Genomic DNA, 17,611 nt, shown 5'->3' on the forward strand with positions numbered 1-17,611 from the left:
CAGGATGCCCACCCCACAAGAGTTATAGCTTTCTTGTGGGGTGGGCATCCTGCCCGCCCCATCCATAAATAACTATTATCACTTTATTTATTTACACCTACTTATAGTTTGTTTAGACGAATTCTCCTTTGGCTATCATAATGGATTTTCCGCCGACAAATACTTCAATTCCTGTGGCGCTTCTTTGTGATTTCAGTAGTAGTAAAGAAGGTCTACCAATTTCATAACCTTGTTCAACTCTTACGTCAACTGGTTTTTCACCAAAATAATTATACTCTACTAAATACCCAGCTAAACAACCATTGGCGCTACCCGTTGCGGGGTCTTCTGGTACACCCAAATAATCAGCAAACATTCGCACACTTAAATCATTTTCCGGCTTATTTGTTTCAGGACAAAAGACTAAAATTGCTTTGGCGTTTGCCTTATTCACAAACTCGAAATACTTATCTTTATTGACCTTAATTCGTTTCAAAGCAGCGTGATTTTTCAAAGGTACAATAATAAAAGGTACACCTGTGGAAACTTCTTCGATCGGATACCGAGAATCAATTTCCTCAACTTCTAAATTCAACACAGGTGCAAGTTGACTTGGCGAAAAACCCTGACCAAAAGTAGGAGTTTTCTGCTGCATCCACAACCATTCCACCGCCTCACCCGCATAATTTAACGTCACCGGAATTTGTCCCACCTTTAAATTTAAAACCACCCTTTCCACCAAACTTTTAATGATTTCCTGCTGTAAAATAAAAGCAGTTCCCAAAGTCGGATGACCAGCAAAAGGTAACTCCTGTCCCGGCGTAAAAATCCGCACATTGTAACCACCATTTATCGCCTCATTAGAAGTAATAAAAGTAGTTTCCGAAAAATTCATTTCCTTAGCAATCTGCTGCATTTCCCCATCAGAAAGACGCGCCACCCCATCACCAGTAAAAACAGCCAACTGATTACCAGCGTACCTTTCCTCAGCAAACACATCAACAATATAAAACTGCAACATCACACCCTCTCTTTCTTCCTCTTCTCTTTGCGTCCTTTGCGTTCTTTGCGGTTCAAAAAAAAAGATATTGCAGAAAACAAATAACCTAATTAAAACTCTCCAAATCCTCCTTTTTTCTTCCTCTTCTCTTTGCGTCCTTTGCGTCCTTTGCGGTTCAAAAAAAACCTAACGCAAACAACGAATGGCCTCCAACAAACCCCGCGCCTTATTCAAAGTTTCCTCATATTCCTTTTCCGGGACAGAATCAGCAACTAAACCCGCACCAGCTTGAACAGAAACCGAATGCTTACCATTTCCCTCACTACGAACAACCATAGTTCTGATTGCGATCGCACTATTCAATTGTCCCTCAAAATCATAATAACCATAAACCCCAGAATAAGGCCCCCGACGACAACCTTCCAACTCATAAATAATTTCCATAGCGCGAATTTTCGGCGCACCACTAACAGTTCCCGCCGGAAAACAAGCCTTCAACAAATCCCAAGCCGTCTTATTATTCCCCAACTTTCCAATCACATTACTAACGATGTGCATCACATGAGAATAACGCTCAATTACCATCAACTCATCAACAGTAACCGTACCACTTCTACAAACCCTACCCAAATCATTCCTTCCCAAATCAACTAACATAACGTGCTCGGCGACTTCCTTGGGATCTTGCAATAACTCTTCCCCCAAAGCCACATCTTCCGCAACAGTTTTCCCCCGTTTTCTCGTTCCCGCAATCGGTCTTAAAGTTGCCACCAACTCACCTTCTGCGTCAAGTTCCGCCTTCACCATAACTTCAGGACTCGACCCAATAATTTGCCAATCGCCAAAGTTAAAATAAGCCATATAAGGCGAAGGATTAATTAACCTTAAAGACCGATAAAGTGCAAAAGGATCGCCTGTATATTCCGCCGTTAATCGCTGGGAAAGTACTACTTGGAAAATATCTCCCGCTTTAATGTAATCCTTGGCTTTTTGCACATTGGCGCAGAAATCTTCTTGGGAAATATTGCTAGTATAGCTAATTTCTCCCGCGCCATTTCCCGGAGGTTTCCAAGCAATTAAAGTGCTTTGCTGGGATAGGGGAGATTGTAACTTATTGACTAGTTGGGAAACGCGATCGCAAGCCTGTTGATAAGCACTTTCTAAATTTACATCAGCATCTCGTAAATCGGCGTATGCGATCGCCCAAATCTTCCGTTTCACCTGATCGAAAATTAACAGATTATCCACCTGCATAAACAACCCATCAGGCAAATCTGACTCCGACGCAGCATGAACTGGAACCCGAGGTTCAATCCACTTAATTAACTCATATCCCCAAAAACCAAACAAGCCGCCAATTCCCGGAGGTAGCTGAGGTAATTTTACCGGACGAACTTGTTTTAAACAATAAGTTAAAGCTTGAAAAGGATCGCCTTCAAAAACTACACTTGTCCCATCTCTATAAGTTTGGGTAGTTTTTTCTCCCCTAGCCTCCAAAATCCACAAAGGATCGCAACCTAACAAACTATAGCGTCCAATTTTTTCGCCACCTTCTACAGATTCCAACAAAAAATTATAAGTTTGTCCTGCACAAACGCGATACCAAGCTGAAACCGGAGTATCTAAATCAGCGACCCATTCTTGATAAACTGGGACAAAATTTCCTTGTTTAGCTAATTCGGAAAACTGTTGAAAATCTGGAAATATCATAACTTTTGAAGAACTCTACAATTTTACCTTTTGGATGGTAAACCATCTCGACAACCGGAAGCTTTAAATTTTTGTACCATTTCTGCTATATCTGGTCGATTCATGCTAGCTCTATTCATAAATTCACTCATTAATAGAGTAATGCTCGGATTCATATAAGGAGGTGTGACAAAGATATCCGGTTTATTATTTCTGACACTAGCTACTCCTAAATAATTTCCCTCTTTAATAATAGTTTCTTTTTCGTCGGTGCGGATTTCTCCATTAACTACATTGCCGAAATATAATTCATTGAATCCTAATCCCTCTCCCTCATAAATTATACAAACACGACCTTTAGTATTTGAGGGATAGATTAGCAAACTTTCCTGATATGCTAACCAATATCCCAAGAAAGGTGCCACAATTGGATCGATTTTTGCCCATGCTGAAACAAAAGAAGCGTGACGTTGTTTATCAGGTGAAGTGCGCGAATCTTGGAATTCATTCTCACTTTCTAGCTTCCGAATTTGCGATCGCAACTTTTCCCGCAATTTCACTAATTCTGTATTTGTCGGGTATCTTTCCGAAGCTGATTGGGCTAACACTTGCAGAGAGCATACCCTTAACGCAATTATACTCAACCCCAAGCTAATTATTAATTTCCCATTCCCTAACTTTTTTTTCTTAACCACAAATGACCAATGACCAATGACAAATAACGCTAATAACTCAAGCCTCGGAAAGAATGCCCCCTCCGAGACTTGAGTAATTTAAGGGTAATGGACTATTGCCAATTTATTTTGGACATTCCCCACAGATAAATTCTGCGAGATTCTTGGTTTTTGAGGTTTGTTAACCTAATTCCCAAACATTTACCAGATTTAAAACCTGGAGGTTTCCGGTTGTCCTGCGGCACCTTTTCCTAAAACAGTTTTGCTTAACTAGGCGTTGTAAGGAGTTACACCGCTAAATTTCAGTTTTGCAGGTTCAGGATTTTGACCGATACTGCGGTCTTTCTTCCCGTTGTATGGACGACCTGCATTCACCTTTTCAGGGAATACGCCATCCGCAGGATGCAAGTATTCGATTTCGCCGTTGGGGAAAACGCGGTAAATCTTGTAGTTGTTGATTTTAAATTTAGCGCGGAGTTGCTGACCGCCCAAAGCGATACATTGTTCCTTGCGGGCTAAGTATAGCAAGTTATCGCCTTCACGCATTACAGCAGCGCCACCAGTCGGCATTTCAAATACCTGTTCCTTGGGGCTAGTCCAAGTGATAGCGTACTTTTCTTCGGTTTCTGCTTTGCTCAGTAAGCCGCCAGTGCTGCCACCGAACAGAGGTGCTTGTCCTTTAAGCTCTTCTGTCATAGGTTCCTTTCTGAACGTTTTAGGGAATCCTATCACTCACTTAGGTCTAGTATTGCTACTCCGATACGAACTGTAACAGTTCTTTAGGGTTTTGTTTGGGAGTGGGGGTTCTAGGGGCAGAGGGGCACAGGGGCACAGGGGCAAGAAAACTTCAAAACTCAAAACTCAAAACTCAAAACTCAAAACTGTCCCAGTCCCCAGTCCCCCTAATTTGATTCTGCGATCGGCACTGTAAAATGAAACTGACTACCTCGATCCTTGCCAGCAGATTCAGCCCAAATTTTACCGCCCCAAGCGTTCACTATTTGACGGCAAATTGCTAGTCCTAAACCTGTACCGCCTGTGGTGCGCCGTAATGCGCCTTCTTCTTGGTAAAAGCGATCGAACACTCTCTCCAATCTATTTGGTTCAATCCCTCTTCCCGTATCCGCTACTGTCACTTCCAGCATTTGATTGCCGTTAGTTTTGGCTTGAATTGTCACTTCTCCTTGGGGAGAGGTAAATTTACAGGCGTTATCTAGCAGTTTATTGAGTACCTCCACTAACCATTCCCCATCTGCTTGCACCAAGGGCAATTCAGCCGATACTTGGGCGGTGATTTGTGGTAATTCTTCCTTGGTACTTCGCACTCTCGTACTGCTGAGGGCTAAGTCTACGCATTCTTGGACTTGTAAGGCTTCGGGATGCCATTCTACTCGACCGCTTTCTAGTTGGGAAAGGGTGAGAAAGTCTTGAATCAGTTTCCGCATTCTTTCGCCGTCAGATAATGCTGTGTTCAACATTACCTGCCGCAGTTCGGGAGGCATATCTGGTTCGCTGGCTAAACTTTCCAGGCAAACTTGAATGGTAGATAATGGAGTTCTCAGTTCATGTCCGGTAATGGCAATCAGGTTGCTGCGCGTGCGTTCTAATGCTTCTAGTTGTTCGTTGAGGTCTTCTAGGTTAGCGTAAGCTTCGGCTTGAATTAAGGCAACTCCCAGTTGAGATGCGATCGCTTCTGTTAACTCTAGCGCCTCTTCTTCCCACTCGTGCGGTACCGTTCCGCAATGGTGTAACTCCACCATCCCCAGCAATCTACCTTTATCCAATACTGGCACTAACAACCAAGAAATAATCCCAAAGCGTTGCACCAAATTTTGCAACACTAACGAATTTTGCACCCGCCCATCTGTCTGCGTGTTTGCTACATAAACTCGTTCCTGCTTCGTTACTACTTCCCGAAACAAAGGATTATCTTGTAAGGGCCAATTTTCTCCCGCTAACGAACAAACTCCATGACTCAAAAATTCATGGTGATTTGTGGCAAATTTATCTGTCTGTTTACAGCGGTAAATCAAACATCGACAAACCTGCATTGCTTGTCCTAACTCTTCGGCAGCTTTTGAAAGAATTTCATGAGTGTTCAGTGATTGCCGAATTGCCGCTGTAATTGAATTGACTAAGCGTTCTTTCCGTTCCTGTACAGTAATTGACTTATAAGCTTTCAATAATTTATATTGACCTGCTTGCAGATAGGTAACTAAACGCTGCACGAAAGGATCGGGATTAGAAATGGGATATTCAGCTACTTCATTGATCTTTTGTTCCGCTATTTTTACCTGTAAAAACTGTTTCTGTGCCCGCTTAATTTTACTTTTTAACTCCGGTCGGTAAGCTAAAATTCTCTTCAGTAATAACTCCGCAGCTTTTTTCGTCACTTGGCGATCGAATGTCCAAATCCCTTCAAATCTGCGAGAAGTATCTATATCTATTAATTTTTCCTCAGATTCCGGCAATGTTGCCGCAGGGCATTCCTGACAGATCAGACAGCTGGCGTACTGCTGTCCAATCACTACCAAATGCCATTCCTGCGTTAAGCTGTCCTCTGGGTCAAAAGCTACCATCTCGTACTTATCGTAACCACTAGTAAAACTAGTTTCTGGTGCCGCTAGTACGTAGATTTGATCGCTTTTTAGCGCAATTTTCTGATAACGGTGCGCTTCCTGACGGTAAAAGCGTTCTTGCTGAAAACTCGCAATTATTAAAGGTGCGTCTGAACTCGCCAAAACTTGGTCCTCCATTGCGTGCGAAAGTGCCGTCAAGGAAGACTTGAAGTACATTTGAGGCCGCAAATCGGGTAGTTCTTGCAGCAAATCTGCCAGCACAGAATTGTTTATTATCATGGATTTCTTCGATCGAATCCCGGCAAAGTCCATGTCACAGCAGCAAAGTCAGTTCCTTCCGATTGCAAAAATCGTCTCCACCTCAAGATGCTTTCAGATTTTAGCCCAAAAGAAATATCGGCTGGCACCATTTTCTCGATCGCTAACTGACTTCTTTTCTATTTTGAGCCAGAAGCGCTTCCCTGTGAAGTTGACAAGCCCGAATTAAACTTGCTATCTTATATGTAGTCGTAATGAGTACGATTTACTCCCAGACAAACCATCTGGTAGATGGCAAAGAGTAGCAGAAGTAGTTAAGTAAAGTTAAATATTGTTGCTTTTATTGAAGAGCATCTTGACAAAAAAGGAAGAATAGTATGGTGAAAATAGTTGGCATTGGCGGTAGTTTGCGAGAAGACTCCTACAGTCAGTTAGCGCTTTTATTAGCCGCCCAAAGAATCGAAGCTTTAGGCGCAGAAGTAGAAATTCTCGACTTACGGGAAATGAATTTACCCTTTTGTAATGGAGAGGATGAATACCCAGACTATCCCGATGTGGAAAAGTTGCGAAATGCAGTGCAACAAGCGGATGGTTTAATATTAGCAACACCAGAATATCATGGCAGTGTTAGTGGTGTGATCAAAAATGCTTTAGACTTGATGAGTTTCGCTCAACTCAGTGACAAAGTAACAGGTTTAATTAGTGTTCTGGGTGGTCAATCAAATAGTAATGCCTTGAATGATTTAAGGGTGATTATGCGATGGGTTCATGCTTGGGTGATTCCTGAACAAATTGCGATCGGACAAGCCTGGAAAGCGTTTACTAAAGATGGCAAAATTGTCGATGAAAAACTCTCGCAACGCTTCGACGAATTCGCCCAAAGCTTAGTCCAAAACACCCAAAAACTAAGAAAAGCCGCTTAAACTCAGATCTAGCACCATTCTCAACCAGCCTGGAAAAACCGGGTTTCTTGACGGAAAATCAAGGGTTTCAGGTTTAGCTATTTGCGCCAAACCCGGTTTTTAGCCCTGGTGCAAGATCTGAGTAAATGTACCTTAAATGTAGGGTGCGTTAGCGACAGCGTAACGCACCATTTCTGCTAAATGTGGTGATATGTAGTGTCAACAAAGAGATACTGTGGGATAAATCCCACCGTGTCGTTTTTCCTCCCCTGGTTTCAAACCAGGTTTCCTTTCCTCCCGTGAGGTTTTTGATGAGATGGTGCGTTACGCTGTCGCTAACGCACCCTACGAATTTTTAGTGATGATGGTGGTGGTGATGATCATCATGATGGTGATGATGATGATCGTGGTGGTGGTGATGATGATGGGTAGCTGAATGCAAATTGACTGCTAAAGCTTGTTCAGATAACAAAGCTTCAATTTGAGGATTTGCCCATTCTGCTGCCATTTGCAAAAACTCTGGATTGTCGTTGACGCAAGCCATTTGGACATAGTTAACTTCTGAGTTTTGACTTTGTAAACTATGAATAATATGGTCTACATCCAGTAGAGTTTCGTGGTTTTCAGTAGCAAAACCAATGGGCATAAAGACGATCGCCTTTGCACCCAAGTCAATTAAGTTTTTCGCTGCTACAGTCGCATTCGGTTGTGTCCATTCAATTAACGGCGTGTCATGATTCAACCAACCCACAGAAATTAAAGGATAGCGGTTAATTAATTTTTCCCGCACTAATTCATAAAGTGCTTCACTTTCAGTAATTCCCGAAGTGAAACCTTTGGCTTTGTGGGGACAACCATGATTCATTAACACAATGCCAATTTGCGAAGGCAAATAAGAATTTGCTAACTCCTGAGCAATTTTTTCTTCTACTAATTGAGCCATCAAATTAATGTAAGCTGGCTCATTGTAGAAAGAGGGAATGTAACGCTGTCCTTTTACCCAATGTTCTTCGCCATCTGTTAATTTTGCCAGAGCTTTGTTAACTTGCTCAACAGCAATACCACTGGTAAAGATAGAATCAACAACTAACAAAGGATAAATCAGGATTTTATCAAAACCTTCCTCTTTAATTTGCGCGATTACTTGTTCGGGTAAAAAGGGAGCGCAAAAGTTAAAAGCTTTAAAAACTTTGATTTTGTCGCCCCATTTTTCTTGTAAATGCTTTTCAATCCCGGCTCTTTGTTGTTCAAAAATTGCGTTGTGGGGGGAAATAAAATGGTCGTGTTGATGTCCCCACTCATGGCGATCGAAAATTGCCAGAATTTTTGCTAACGGCGGATATATCCAGGTTGGTACCGGAGCAAACTTAGCAGTAAGTAAGTTTAATGCTTGTTCGTTGTAGTTAGCGAAGTCTTCGTAGCTTTCGACTTCACCATAACCCATCAGTAATACAGCAACTCGATCGTTGGCATTTGACTGTAGAGATGATGCGTGCAGCTTTTCCGGGGTAGCAACCATGTTGGATTCCTCTAGAAAATAATGTAATAGCCAGAGTGCGATTCTCGGTGATGCCTTTTCCGGCGGCTCATATTCCTACAAAGCGCCACTCATTCCTCTAGGTTAGCATCCCCTCCCCCAGGATAGGATGCTGTGATAAATATAAAGTTTACCGATCGCAGGCATGAAGGTGGAATTTAGGTTGCTAGTTTTGACACGCGCTGGGTGAATTCCCTGATTATTTGAGAGGAAAATGAACGACGATTCGCGAGATATTTACTTGACTGCGTGCGATCGTTTCTGGGGTAACTACCCAATTAGAAAAACCAAACATATCAGAACTATGTCTAGCTTTTAAGAGTAACAAATCATGAGGTTTGAGCATTCGGGAAACTGTGCCTATAGCATTTTCACTAACTCGCTGAATTTTGACATCGGGGTTTAATGCTAAGGCTTCAATATTAAAAGAAGAACGCTCAGAATTTATGCCTATTTGCAATAACTCCAAAGATGCTTTCAGTTCTACTGATAGTATTTGCGCTAGGGTTACTGTTTGCTTAAAAGTTGAGGTTGATGTTTGCCCTTCCGAGAAAATTAGAATTATGCGATCGATGTTTTTAATCGGTTGAATAAACTGAGCAACTAAGACAGGTACAGTAGCACGATAAATCACTTTATCAATTACACTACCAAAAAAGTTTTCTCTTGTAGTAGAGTAACCTTTCCAACCACAAACAATTAAATTAGCATTACGTTCTTCCGATGTTCGCAAAATTCCCTTATCAACTGAATCATCAACTCGACTAATAGATTCAACCTTGGTAACAGCTGCATGAGCAATAGTTTCTGCTGCCATTAAAAGTTGATTAGATCTAGCTTTTGCTTCGCCTGAAATTGGCCCTTGATTATCAGTTAAAATATGTAGAGGCAGTAAGGTTCCTTGGCTAGATTTTGCCAAAATTAGGGCAAGTTGTAGTAAATTATCTTCAGTGCTAGGGTTAGCCACAGGGACTAAAATCCGATTTGCTAATGATTTTTTACTACTATTAGTAGCACTAAGAGCTTCTACTTTTATTTTGCTACCCCAGCGATCGGTAATCCAAGGAGAAGCAATACAAGTAACTAGAATCATAGCAATAATTCCATTAACTGTAGCTTGATCGACTAGTTTAATGTTGTAAGCTACTGTAATTGCTGCTAAGGTAGATGCTGCTTGAGCTACTGACAATCCAAACATCACCATAATATCAGGAAATGGCAAACGAAAAACTTTACCTGGTAGCCAAGCTGCGGCAAATTTGCTGATAACTTCTGCCAAAATCATCACTCCTGCTATTAACAAAGATTGAGGTTGTTTAAACAGAATTGCGGGATTAATCAACATTCCTACCGAAATCAGAAAAAATGGCACAAATAAAGTATTGCCAATAAACTGAATTCGATTCATTAAAGGACTGAGTTGGGGAATTAGTTGAGTGATAGCAATTCCGGCTAAAAATGCGCCGATAATTGGCTCAATTTCAATTAATTGGGCAGCATAAGATACCACAAATAATGCCGCAATTACAAAGGTAAATTCGGCTCCTTCATCATGTCCAAAACGCCGGAAAAACCATCGCCCAATAATAGGAAGTCCCCATAAAGTTGCAAAGGTATAGAGGGCGAGTGAAGGAATTAAGAATAACCAAAAGCTGAGGGTGAGACTTCCTTGATGTGCTTTGACGACAATGGCGAGAACAAGCAGTGCTAAGACATTAGTAATTAAAGTTCCGCCTAATGTTAAGGTTACGGCTTGCGATCGCATAATACCCTGTTTTGTCACCACTGGTAATGCTAAAAGTGTATGGGAAGCAAAACAAGAGGCAACTAATATTGAAGCTAAAAAACCATATCCTAATAGCAACATAGCCCCCGTACCTAATACCATTGGTACGGCAAAGGTGGCTAAGCCAAAAACGATCGCATTTTTAGCATTAAGTTTCAAATCGTCAAGGCTAGTTTCTAATCCAGCCATAAACATCAGAAATAATAATCCTACTGTTCCCAATAAAACGATCGTGCTATCTCGTTGCAAAAGATTAAGTCCATGTGGCCCGACAATTACTCCAGCTAAAATTAAACCAACAATTCCCGGTAGTTTGAATCGCTCAAATAACAACGGAGCAATTAACATAATCCCCATTATGATCAGGAAAACTGCAACTGGATTAGTGATTGGACTAAATATCGCTGAGGATTTCACAAACGCCAGAAGTGAATTCCACCAATTTTGTAGATTCAGCCAAATGTTGCTCATGAATCACCTCACTATTATTGACTTACAGGATTCGTCATCTACTTTAGGTTTGATTAATTGACTAATCGCACCTTAGTTTTTACTCAAAACAGATAGTGGAGACTAAGAAATTTTAGAGTAAAAATTAGATTTTAGACAAATGAAGTATAGTTGAACAATTAATTGTCAGGTTTATTCAAAAAGGTAGTTTTGTCACTTTTGAATCAGATTTATTTTTCACTCTGGCGATGATTGCGGCAAATTAACTGGCGACAATTACGCGATCGCGCCCCTGCGCCTTAGCTTGATACAAAGCTATGTCAGCTGCTTGAATTACCATGTCACCTGTTATGCCATGTTGGGGGAAAATTCCTACACCTAAAGATAGAGTAATAGTGCCTAATTGTTGATTACGGCTGTGTAAATTTAAATGCTTAATTCCTTCGCGAATTTGTTCGGCTCTTTGTAGGGTAACGCTTAAATCAGCTTCCGGCAAAATTATCAGTAATTCCTCTCCGCCAAAGCGACAAGCGATATCCGATCCCCGAATATTTTTCTTAAGAAAAATTCCTAATTCTCGGAGTACTGTATCTCCTGCATCATGACCAAAAGTATCATTAAATCGTTTAAAGTGATCGATATCTAACATAATAATGCCCACAGTTTGTTGCTTGCGTTCGGCACGACTAACTTCTCGTTCTAGGGATTCTTCCAAATAACGCCGATTAAACAAACCTGTGAGGGAATCGCGAATACTTTGTTGCTGTAAAGCTTCGTGTAATTTTAAGTTAGCCAAGGCTAAAGCAATTTGTTCTGCTACAGTAATCGCTAATTCTCGTTTAGACTGGGTAAAAGCTCCGGTTTCAGTTGCACTTAAATATAAAACTCCTAAAGCTTCTCCTTGTGCCATCATGGGTACACAAAGAGATTCAACAGTTGGTAAATCATGGTGCCTATGTTTGCAGTTAATCATAGTACGAGAAGATTCCTGTAAATGCGATCGTCCACGTCGCAATCCCCAACATTCATTAGGTGTAAATATCATCTCAGTAGTGGCGTTAGCATCGCCCCAACTAGCAACAGCAGAAACTAATTGTTTGGAGTTGCTCATCACAAATACTGCTCCTGACATATTAGGAAACAACGGCTTAATTAATTGAGCAATATTGTGATAAGCTTCTTCAGTTGTTAAACAAGCTTGCAAGATATTACTCATTTCACCTAAGAGAACAATCTCTTGATTACGGGCTGACAGTTCTCTTACCCAGCGAGTTAGTCTTTCATTAGTTTCCTGCAAAGTTTCTTCTGTGTGCAAACGCTCAGTAATATCCCGTAAAATCAGGGTTAATACTTTGCCTGTTATAAATTCTAATTGAGAAGCCGAAGCTTCTATAGGAAATTCTCTACCATTTTTGTGTCGCCCGAAAATTTTATAATTTCCTATCAAGATTTTATGGAACATATTAACATAGTCAATTTCATTATTTGACTGAGGATTTTCTAATGAACCAAAGGAAACTAAGAATTCAATTGGCTGGCGTAAAACTTCCTCTGCCCTGTAGCCAAAAATATTCTCTGCACCTTGATTAAATAAAGTAATTTCCCCCTTTTCATCTAGAGAAATAATCGCATCTTTCGCTCTGTCTAAAATTCCTGCCAATCTCACGCCAGCCGCAAATAACGCTTCTTCAGTACCTTTAATAATTGTCACATCTTGATTTATTTCAATAATTTTATTGGGTTGATTTTTCCCATCTCTTTTCAATACCCAACGGCTGTAAACTGCTATTTGTGTACCGTCAGATTTGGTATGGATTAATTCTCCTTCCCAGTATCCTTTTTGGCAAACTTTAGCTTCTATTTCTGACAAAGGTCTAGGAAATTGGGTTTTTAGCAGAGTATTATAAGGTTTGGCTATTGCTTCATGTTTGGAGAAACCATACATTTTTTCTGCACCCTGATTCCAAAAGCTAATTATGTTATTTAAGTCTCGAATCAGAATGGCATTATCAACTAAATCTAGCAGTTCTGCTTGCTCTTGGACAAGTTTTTGGGTACGCTCATTCTCAATAATTTGAAGTTGAATTTCCTGATAAGCTTGTCGCAACTCTAGGATAGTATGAGCCAGTTGCGTTTCTAGTTGGCTTTTCGCTGGCAGCAACGTCGGTTCAACTTCTGGCTTGGTAACTAAAGTTTCTCTTATTGATAGCTGTTGGTTTAATTCACCAGATTTCATGGCAATTTCTTCTAATAATTGCAGTTCTTTTGATTGGGCATTTTGGTTGTGTTCCATGTGATTTATACGGGTGTTATTAACTATTAAAGTTAGTAAATTAAAAAGTCCGAACTAAAAGCAAAATAAAAACTTGCTTTTGGCATCGACTAATTAATTTTTTGTATTCATTACTGAAATCATTATGACAATTACTATTCAATTGCTAATTTTTATAGCTATCTAGTGATATTAGTTAGATGCTAATTTAAGCGATCGACTTTAGTTGTTAGTAATCATCAAATTTATGCAAATCAGGTTAAGTAACTATAATTTAGCAAAAAGGATCAATAGATTTGGCAAATAAAAGAATAATTTAATACTTTTAAGAATATTTTTGGTTTTTTTAAATAAATTATAAAAAAGTAAGAAAAATTAATTTATTCCCGATTGCTTAATATTCCTTTATCTGCTTGATTTTACCAAAGTAAATCTGATTGTCTAACAAAGTTTTCTTGATATTAAGGTTCGTAGTGGGTAGTGGGTAGTTGGGATTCCTACTACCTACTACCAATTCCCAACCCTCACCATACTAGTAACCAGCAACTTAGAGCTAGATACATGAAAAGAGATTTTAGTTAAATTTTGTAATTAATAAAGTTATTTTCTTGACAACTGATGAGCTTAATTATTTGTCCGGGGATTCACGAACCAACATTAACAGAGAGCTTTCTGGCGGAATTAAAAGTAAAAAATCAGCAAAAACCGGGAAATATCTTGATTTTTCCAATTCAAGATTACCCAGCTTATTCATCGGGGCATATTTTGCACTTTATGTGTGAAAATCATTCTTTATCTTCACCGATCGCAATGATTAGCTTCAGCGCTGGAGTTGTGGGAGCAATAGGCGCAGCTTGGGGATGGCAACTCTTAGGAGGTAAAGTCACAGCTTTCATTGCCTTAGATGGTTGGGGTGTACCTTTAACAGGTAGCTTTCCCATTCATCGACTTAGCCATGACTACTTTACCCATTGGAGTTCGGCTTTACTAGGGAGTGGCGAGGATAGCTTCTATGCTGCACCATCAGTGGAACATTTGGAACTTTGGCGACAACCCCAAACAGTTGTCGGTTACTCGATAGACAAGTCAGAACAGAAAAGGCGGACCACAGCCGCCCAATTTTTAACTATGTTGTTAGACAGATACAAAACGTAAAAGTTTTAGATACAATTTCATGTAAGGTAAAGTTCCGCAAATTAGATGTAAAAAGTGTAGAGAACTCAGAAATTGTTGTGGCAGCATGATACATATTCACAAGCAAAGCGGACAATTTTTTCTAAATGGCTTTGCTGGTAAGTATTTTAGGCATTTGCTTCAGCTATAATCCTGTTTTATTTCCCCCGAGCGATTTTAGAAATATTAAAAAGATGGGTATGTTTAGTTTTGCCTAAAGAAATCCGTATAAAAATTGTATGTAGGAACAGGAATCAGGAGAGCTAAACATAAAGTATTATTAGATACAAATTTCTCCAGCAATTTATTTGTCGTCTATAGTGAGGTATGAAATCCCGTGTCTACTCAAACCGTAACTTCCAAAGAATCCAGTGGTGGAGAGGAAAACTCAGCCCCTCATGCCATACGCGCCACAGGTGCATTTGCTTTGCTCGATAGTCTCAAGCGTCATGGCGTAAAGCATATTTTCGGTTATCCAGGTGGGGCAATTCTGCCGATTTATGATGAAGTCTATCGTGCAGAAGCAGCAGGCGATATCAAGCATTTCTTGGTCAGACATGAACAGGGTGCGGCTCATGCTGCTGATGGTTATGCGCGGGCAACTGGTAAAGTGGGTGTATGCTTCGGTACTTCAGGGCCGGGAGCGACTAACCTAGTAACTGGGATTGGGACAGCTTATATGGACTCAATTCCGATCGTAGTCATTACCGGACAAGTACCACGCGCTGCAATTGGTACCGATGCCTTCCAAGAAATTGATATTTATGGAATTACTCTACCAATTGTTAAACATTCTTATGTAGTCCGCGACCCAAGAGACATGGCGAGAATCGTGGCAGAAGCATTCCACATCGCCAGCACAGGTCGTCCGGGGCCAGTTTTAATTGATGTGCCTAAAGATGTAGGATTAGAAGAATTTGATTATGTGCCAGTAGAACCGGGTTCGGTGAAATTGCACGGTTATCGCCCTACATTTAAAGGTAATCCTCGGCAAATTAACCAAGCAATTAATTTAATTCGGGAAGCGCATCGACCACTATTATATGTGGGTGGTGGTGCGATCGCAGCGAGCGCCCATTCCGAAATCAAAGAATTAGCTGAATGTTTCCAAATCCCAGTCACTACTACCTTGATGGGTAAGGGTGCTTTTGATGAAAATCACCCCTTGGCATTGGGAATGTTGGGAATGCACGGCACCGCTTATGCTAACTTTGCCGTTACAGAATGCGACTTGTTAATCGCTGTCGGTGCGCGTTTTGATGACCGGGTAACAGGTAAATTAGATGAATTTGCCTCCCGTGCGAAAGTGATTCATATCGACATTGACCCCGCAGAAGTTGGTAAATGTCGTGCTCCCGACGTGCCCATTGTTGGTGATGTGCGCCAAGTTTTGATGGAGTTGCTGCGCCGTTGTCATGAAACAGGCGTTTGTGGAAATCTCGATCAAACTAAGGAATGGTTGGAACGAGTTAATCGCTGGCAACATGAGTATCCTTTGGTAGTGCCTCACTATCCTGATGTGCTGTCTCCGCAAGAAGTGGTTGTAGAATTGTGGAAACAAGCTCCTGATGTTTGCTATACCACTGATGTTGGTCAACACCAAATGTGGGCGGCGCAATTCTTGAAAAATGCCCCCCGGAAGTGGATTTCCAGCGCTGGTTTAGGCACAATGGGTTTTGGAATGCCTGCGGCTATGGGTGCTAAAGTGGCGCTAGGTGATGAACAAGTAATTTGTATTGCTGGAGATGCCAGCATCCAAATGAATATTCAGGAGTTGGGAACGATCTCGCAGTATGGTATCGATATCAAAACCGTGATTATTAATAACGGTTGGCAAGGTATGGTGCGCCAGTGGCAAGAAACTTTCTATGAAGGGCATTATTCGGCATCGAATATGGAATCGGGAATGCCTGACATCGTGAAGTTGGCGGAAGCTTACGGCATGAAGGGGATTGTGGTTCGCAAACGGGAAGAGTTGAAGGATGCGATCGCCGAAATGTTAGCACACAAAGGTTCTGTGTTGCTAGAAGTTCATGTCAAACGCGATGAAAACTGCTATCCAATGGTTGCTCCTGGTAAGAGCAATGCACAGATGCTCGGTTTGCCGGAACGTCCGAAAACCGATCAAGCCGCTGAGTTAATTTACTGCCATCATTGCGGTGCGAAGAATGTTTCAACTAACCATTTCTGCCCAGAATGTGGCACGAAATTGTAAGTTCATTTTCCACTAATTAAGATAGTCTAGGGGCGTGAATATTCACGCCTCTTTTTATCAGGCTAATTGTTTATAGTAGGGATTTTCTGTAAGAGATATAGTGATGGGACAAGATCATAACCACCAACATCATCATCATGAACATACTCATGGTTTAACTAATTACAGTCGAGCTTTTACAATTGGTTTAATTCTTAATATCGGCTTCGTGTTTATTGAAGCTATTTATGGTTTCTTGGCTCATTCAGTGGCTTTACTTGCTGATGCTGGGCATAATTTAAGCGATGTATTAGGTTTAGTATTAGCTTGGGTTGCGACTATTCTTTCTCAGCGTAAGCCATCACACCGTTATACTTATGGTTGGCGACGTTCTTCTATATTAGCGGCTTTGTTAAATGCGATCTTTTTACTAATAGCTGTAGGCGCAATTTCTTGGGAAGCAATTGGGCGTTTTATCCATCCTAAACCTGTAGCGGGAGGAATAATTATTGCTGTCGCAGCGGTAGGTATTGTAATTAATACGATAACGGCTTTAATGTTTTTGTCTGGACGAAAGACGGATTTAAATATTCGGGCGGCTTTTCTGCACATGGCAGCTGATGCGTTGGTATCAGTGGGTGTGGTGTTAGCGGGAATTGTGATTGTGTTTACTGGCTGGCTGTGGTTAGATCCGACAATGAGTTTGATAATTAGTGGGGTGATTATTGTCGGAACTTGGGAATTGTTGAGAGATTCTTTTAATTTAGCGATCGATGCTGTACCCGCAGGAATTGAACCGTTGGCTGTGTTAACTTATTTAAGAGAACGTCCCGGAGTTAGTCAAGTTCATGATTTACATATTTGGGCAATGAGTACTACAGAAACGGCACTAACTGCTCATTTGGTAATGCCTGATGGACATCCCGGCGATGCTTTTTTATCCCAAACTTGTCATGAAATTCACGATCATTTTGGCATTGAACATACAACTCTGCAAATAGAAACTGGCGATCCAAATCATCCTTGTGTATTGGAACCAGATCATGTGATTTGAAAATGGAGATCCCCCTAAATCCCCCTTACCAAGGGGGACTTAAAATAGAGATCCCCCTAAATCC

12 protein-coding genes are annotated in these 17,611 nt (G+C 40.9%); 4 read left to right on the forward strand and 8 right to left on the reverse strand.

Annotation, left to right across the window (positions count from 1 at the left end; translation table 11 throughout):
- Window positions 1–112 precede the first annotated feature (112 nt).
- From ACE1CC_RS18655 to ACE1CC_RS18675, 5 genes are all read right to left on the reverse strand, one after another.
- Window positions 113–1,000 (reverse strand): PhzF family phenazine biosynthesis protein, encoded by an 888-nt coding sequence (locus ACE1CC_RS18655; protein WP_459563877.1) that lies wholly within the window; start codon window positions 998–1,000, stop codon window positions 113–115.
- A 165-nt stretch (window positions 1,001–1,165) separates the two neighbouring features.
- Window positions 1,166–2,689 carry an anthranilate synthase component I gene (gene trpE / locus ACE1CC_RS18660; protein ID WP_413271934.1) on the reverse strand — a complete coding sequence of 508 codons (1,524 nt, stop codon included), beginning with the start codon at window positions 2,687–2,689 and terminating at the stop codon, window positions 1,166–1,168.
- A gap of 23 nt (window positions 2,690–2,712) precedes the next feature.
- The gene (locus ACE1CC_RS18665; RefSeq protein ID WP_413271935.1) at window positions 2,713–3,276 is read right to left on the reverse strand and encodes a hypothetical protein; all 564 of its coding nucleotides are present in this window, start codon (window positions 3,274–3,276) and stop codon (window positions 2,713–2,715) included.
- A 336-nt stretch (window positions 3,277–3,612) separates the two neighbouring features.
- The gene (psaD, locus tag ACE1CC_RS18670) at window positions 3,613–4,038 is read right to left on the reverse strand and encodes a photosystem I reaction center subunit II PsaD (RefSeq protein WP_413271936.1); all 426 of its coding nucleotides are present in this window, start codon (window positions 4,036–4,038) and stop codon (window positions 3,613–3,615) included.
- 206 nt (window positions 4,039–4,244) lie between these two features.
- Window positions 4,245–6,200 (reverse strand): DICT sensory domain-containing protein, encoded by a 1,956-nt coding sequence (locus tag ACE1CC_RS18675; protein WP_413271937.1) that lies wholly within the window; start codon window positions 6,198–6,200, stop codon window positions 4,245–4,247.
- Between the two features lie 356 nt (window positions 6,201–6,556).
- Here ACE1CC_RS18675 and ACE1CC_RS18680 point away from each other — a divergent pair, with 356 nt between their 5' ends.
- Window positions 6,557–7,102: an NADPH-dependent FMN reductase gene (locus ACE1CC_RS18680; RefSeq protein ID WP_413271938.1), complete on the forward strand. Its 546-nt coding sequence runs from the start codon at window positions 6,557–6,559 to the stop codon at window positions 7,100–7,102.
- 334 nt (window positions 7,103–7,436) lie between these two features.
- On the opposite strand, the gene ACE1CC_RS18685 is transcribed toward ACE1CC_RS18680, so the two are convergent.
- The 3 genes from ACE1CC_RS18685 to ACE1CC_RS18695 all read right to left on the reverse strand — a co-directional run bounded on the left by ACE1CC_RS18685 (window position 7,437) and on the right by ACE1CC_RS18695 (window position 13,147).
- Entirely contained in the window at window positions 7,437–8,600 is a 1,164-nt protein-coding gene (locus ACE1CC_RS18685) for a ferrochelatase (protein WP_413271939.1), read from the reverse strand.
- A gap of 217 nt (window positions 8,601–8,817) precedes the next feature.
- Complete coding sequence (locus ACE1CC_RS18690) at window positions 8,818–10,875, reverse strand: cation:proton antiporter domain-containing protein (protein ID WP_413271940.1); 2,058 nt, start codon at window positions 10,873–10,875, stop codon at window positions 8,818–8,820.
- Window positions 10,876–11,116: 241 nt separating this feature from the next.
- Window positions 11,117–13,147, reverse strand: a complete 2,031-nt coding sequence (locus ACE1CC_RS18695) for a sensor domain-containing diguanylate cyclase (RefSeq protein WP_413271941.1) — start codon at window positions 13,145–13,147, stop codon at window positions 11,117–11,119.
- A 597-nt stretch (window positions 13,148–13,744) separates the two neighbouring features.
- On the opposite strand from ACE1CC_RS18695, the gene ACE1CC_RS18700 reads away from it, so the two are divergent.
- The 3 genes from ACE1CC_RS18700 (at window position 13,745) to ACE1CC_RS18710 (ending at window position 17,547) form a co-directional block, all read left to right on the forward strand.
- Window positions 13,745–14,281 carry a hypothetical protein gene (locus tag ACE1CC_RS18700; protein ID WP_413271942.1) on the forward strand — a complete coding sequence of 179 codons (537 nt, stop codon included), beginning with the start codon at window positions 13,745–13,747 and terminating at the stop codon, window positions 14,279–14,281.
- Window positions 14,282–14,636: 355 nt separating this feature from the next.
- Window positions 14,637–16,514 carry a biosynthetic-type acetolactate synthase large subunit gene (gene ilvB, locus ACE1CC_RS18705; RefSeq protein WP_413271943.1) on the forward strand — a complete coding sequence of 626 codons (1,878 nt, stop codon included), beginning with the start codon at window positions 14,637–14,639 and terminating at the stop codon, window positions 16,512–16,514.
- Between the two features lie 103 nt (window positions 16,515–16,617).
- Entirely contained in the window at window positions 16,618–17,547 is a 930-nt protein-coding gene (locus ACE1CC_RS18710) for a cation diffusion facilitator family transporter (protein ID WP_413271944.1), read from the forward strand.
- Window positions 17,548–17,611: the final 64 nt, after the last annotated feature.

The organism is Floridaenema aerugineum BLCC-F46 (assembly GCF_041929345.1).
Lineage (GTDB): Bacteria > Cyanobacteriota > Cyanobacteriia > Cyanobacteriales > Aerosakkonemataceae > Floridanema > Floridanema aerugineum.

Excerpts from the sequence above, each read along its gene's own strand:
- ACE1CC_RS18710 (WP_413271944.1), top strand. The coding sequence starts at position 16,618 with ATGGGACAAGATCATAACCACCAACATCATCATCATGAACATACTCAT.
- ACE1CC_RS18680 (WP_413271938.1), top strand. The coding sequence starts at position 6,557 with ATGGTGAAAATAGTTGGCATTGGCGGTAGTTTGCGAGAAGACTCCTAC.
- ACE1CC_RS18675 (WP_413271937.1), bottom strand. The coding sequence starts at position 6,200 with ATGATAATAAACAATTCTGTGCTGGCAGATTTGCTGCAAGAACTACCC.
- ACE1CC_RS18690 (WP_413271940.1), bottom strand. The coding sequence starts at position 10,875 with ATGAGCAACATTTGGCTGAATCTACAAAATTGGTGGAATTCACTTCTG.
- ACE1CC_RS18685 (WP_413271939.1), bottom strand. The coding sequence starts at position 8,600 with ATGGTTGCTACCCCGGAAAAGCTGCACGCATCATCTCTACAGTCAAAT.
- trpE (WP_413271934.1), bottom strand. The coding sequence starts at position 2,689 with ATGATATTTCCAGATTTTCAACAGTTTTCCGAATTAGCTAAACAAGGA.
- ACE1CC_RS18655 (WP_459563877.1), bottom strand. The coding sequence starts at position 1,000 with ATGTTGCAGTTTTATATTGTTGATGTGTTTGCTGAGGAAAGGTACGCT.
- ACE1CC_RS18695 (WP_413271941.1), bottom strand. The coding sequence starts at position 13,147 with ATGGAACACAACCAAAATGCCCAATCAAAAGAACTGCAATTATTAGAA.
- psaD (WP_413271936.1), bottom strand. The coding sequence starts at position 4,038 with ATGACAGAAGAGCTTAAAGGACAAGCACCTCTGTTCGGTGGCAGCACT.
- ACE1CC_RS18700 (WP_413271942.1), top strand. The coding sequence starts at position 13,745 with ATGAGCTTAATTATTTGTCCGGGGATTCACGAACCAACATTAACAGAG.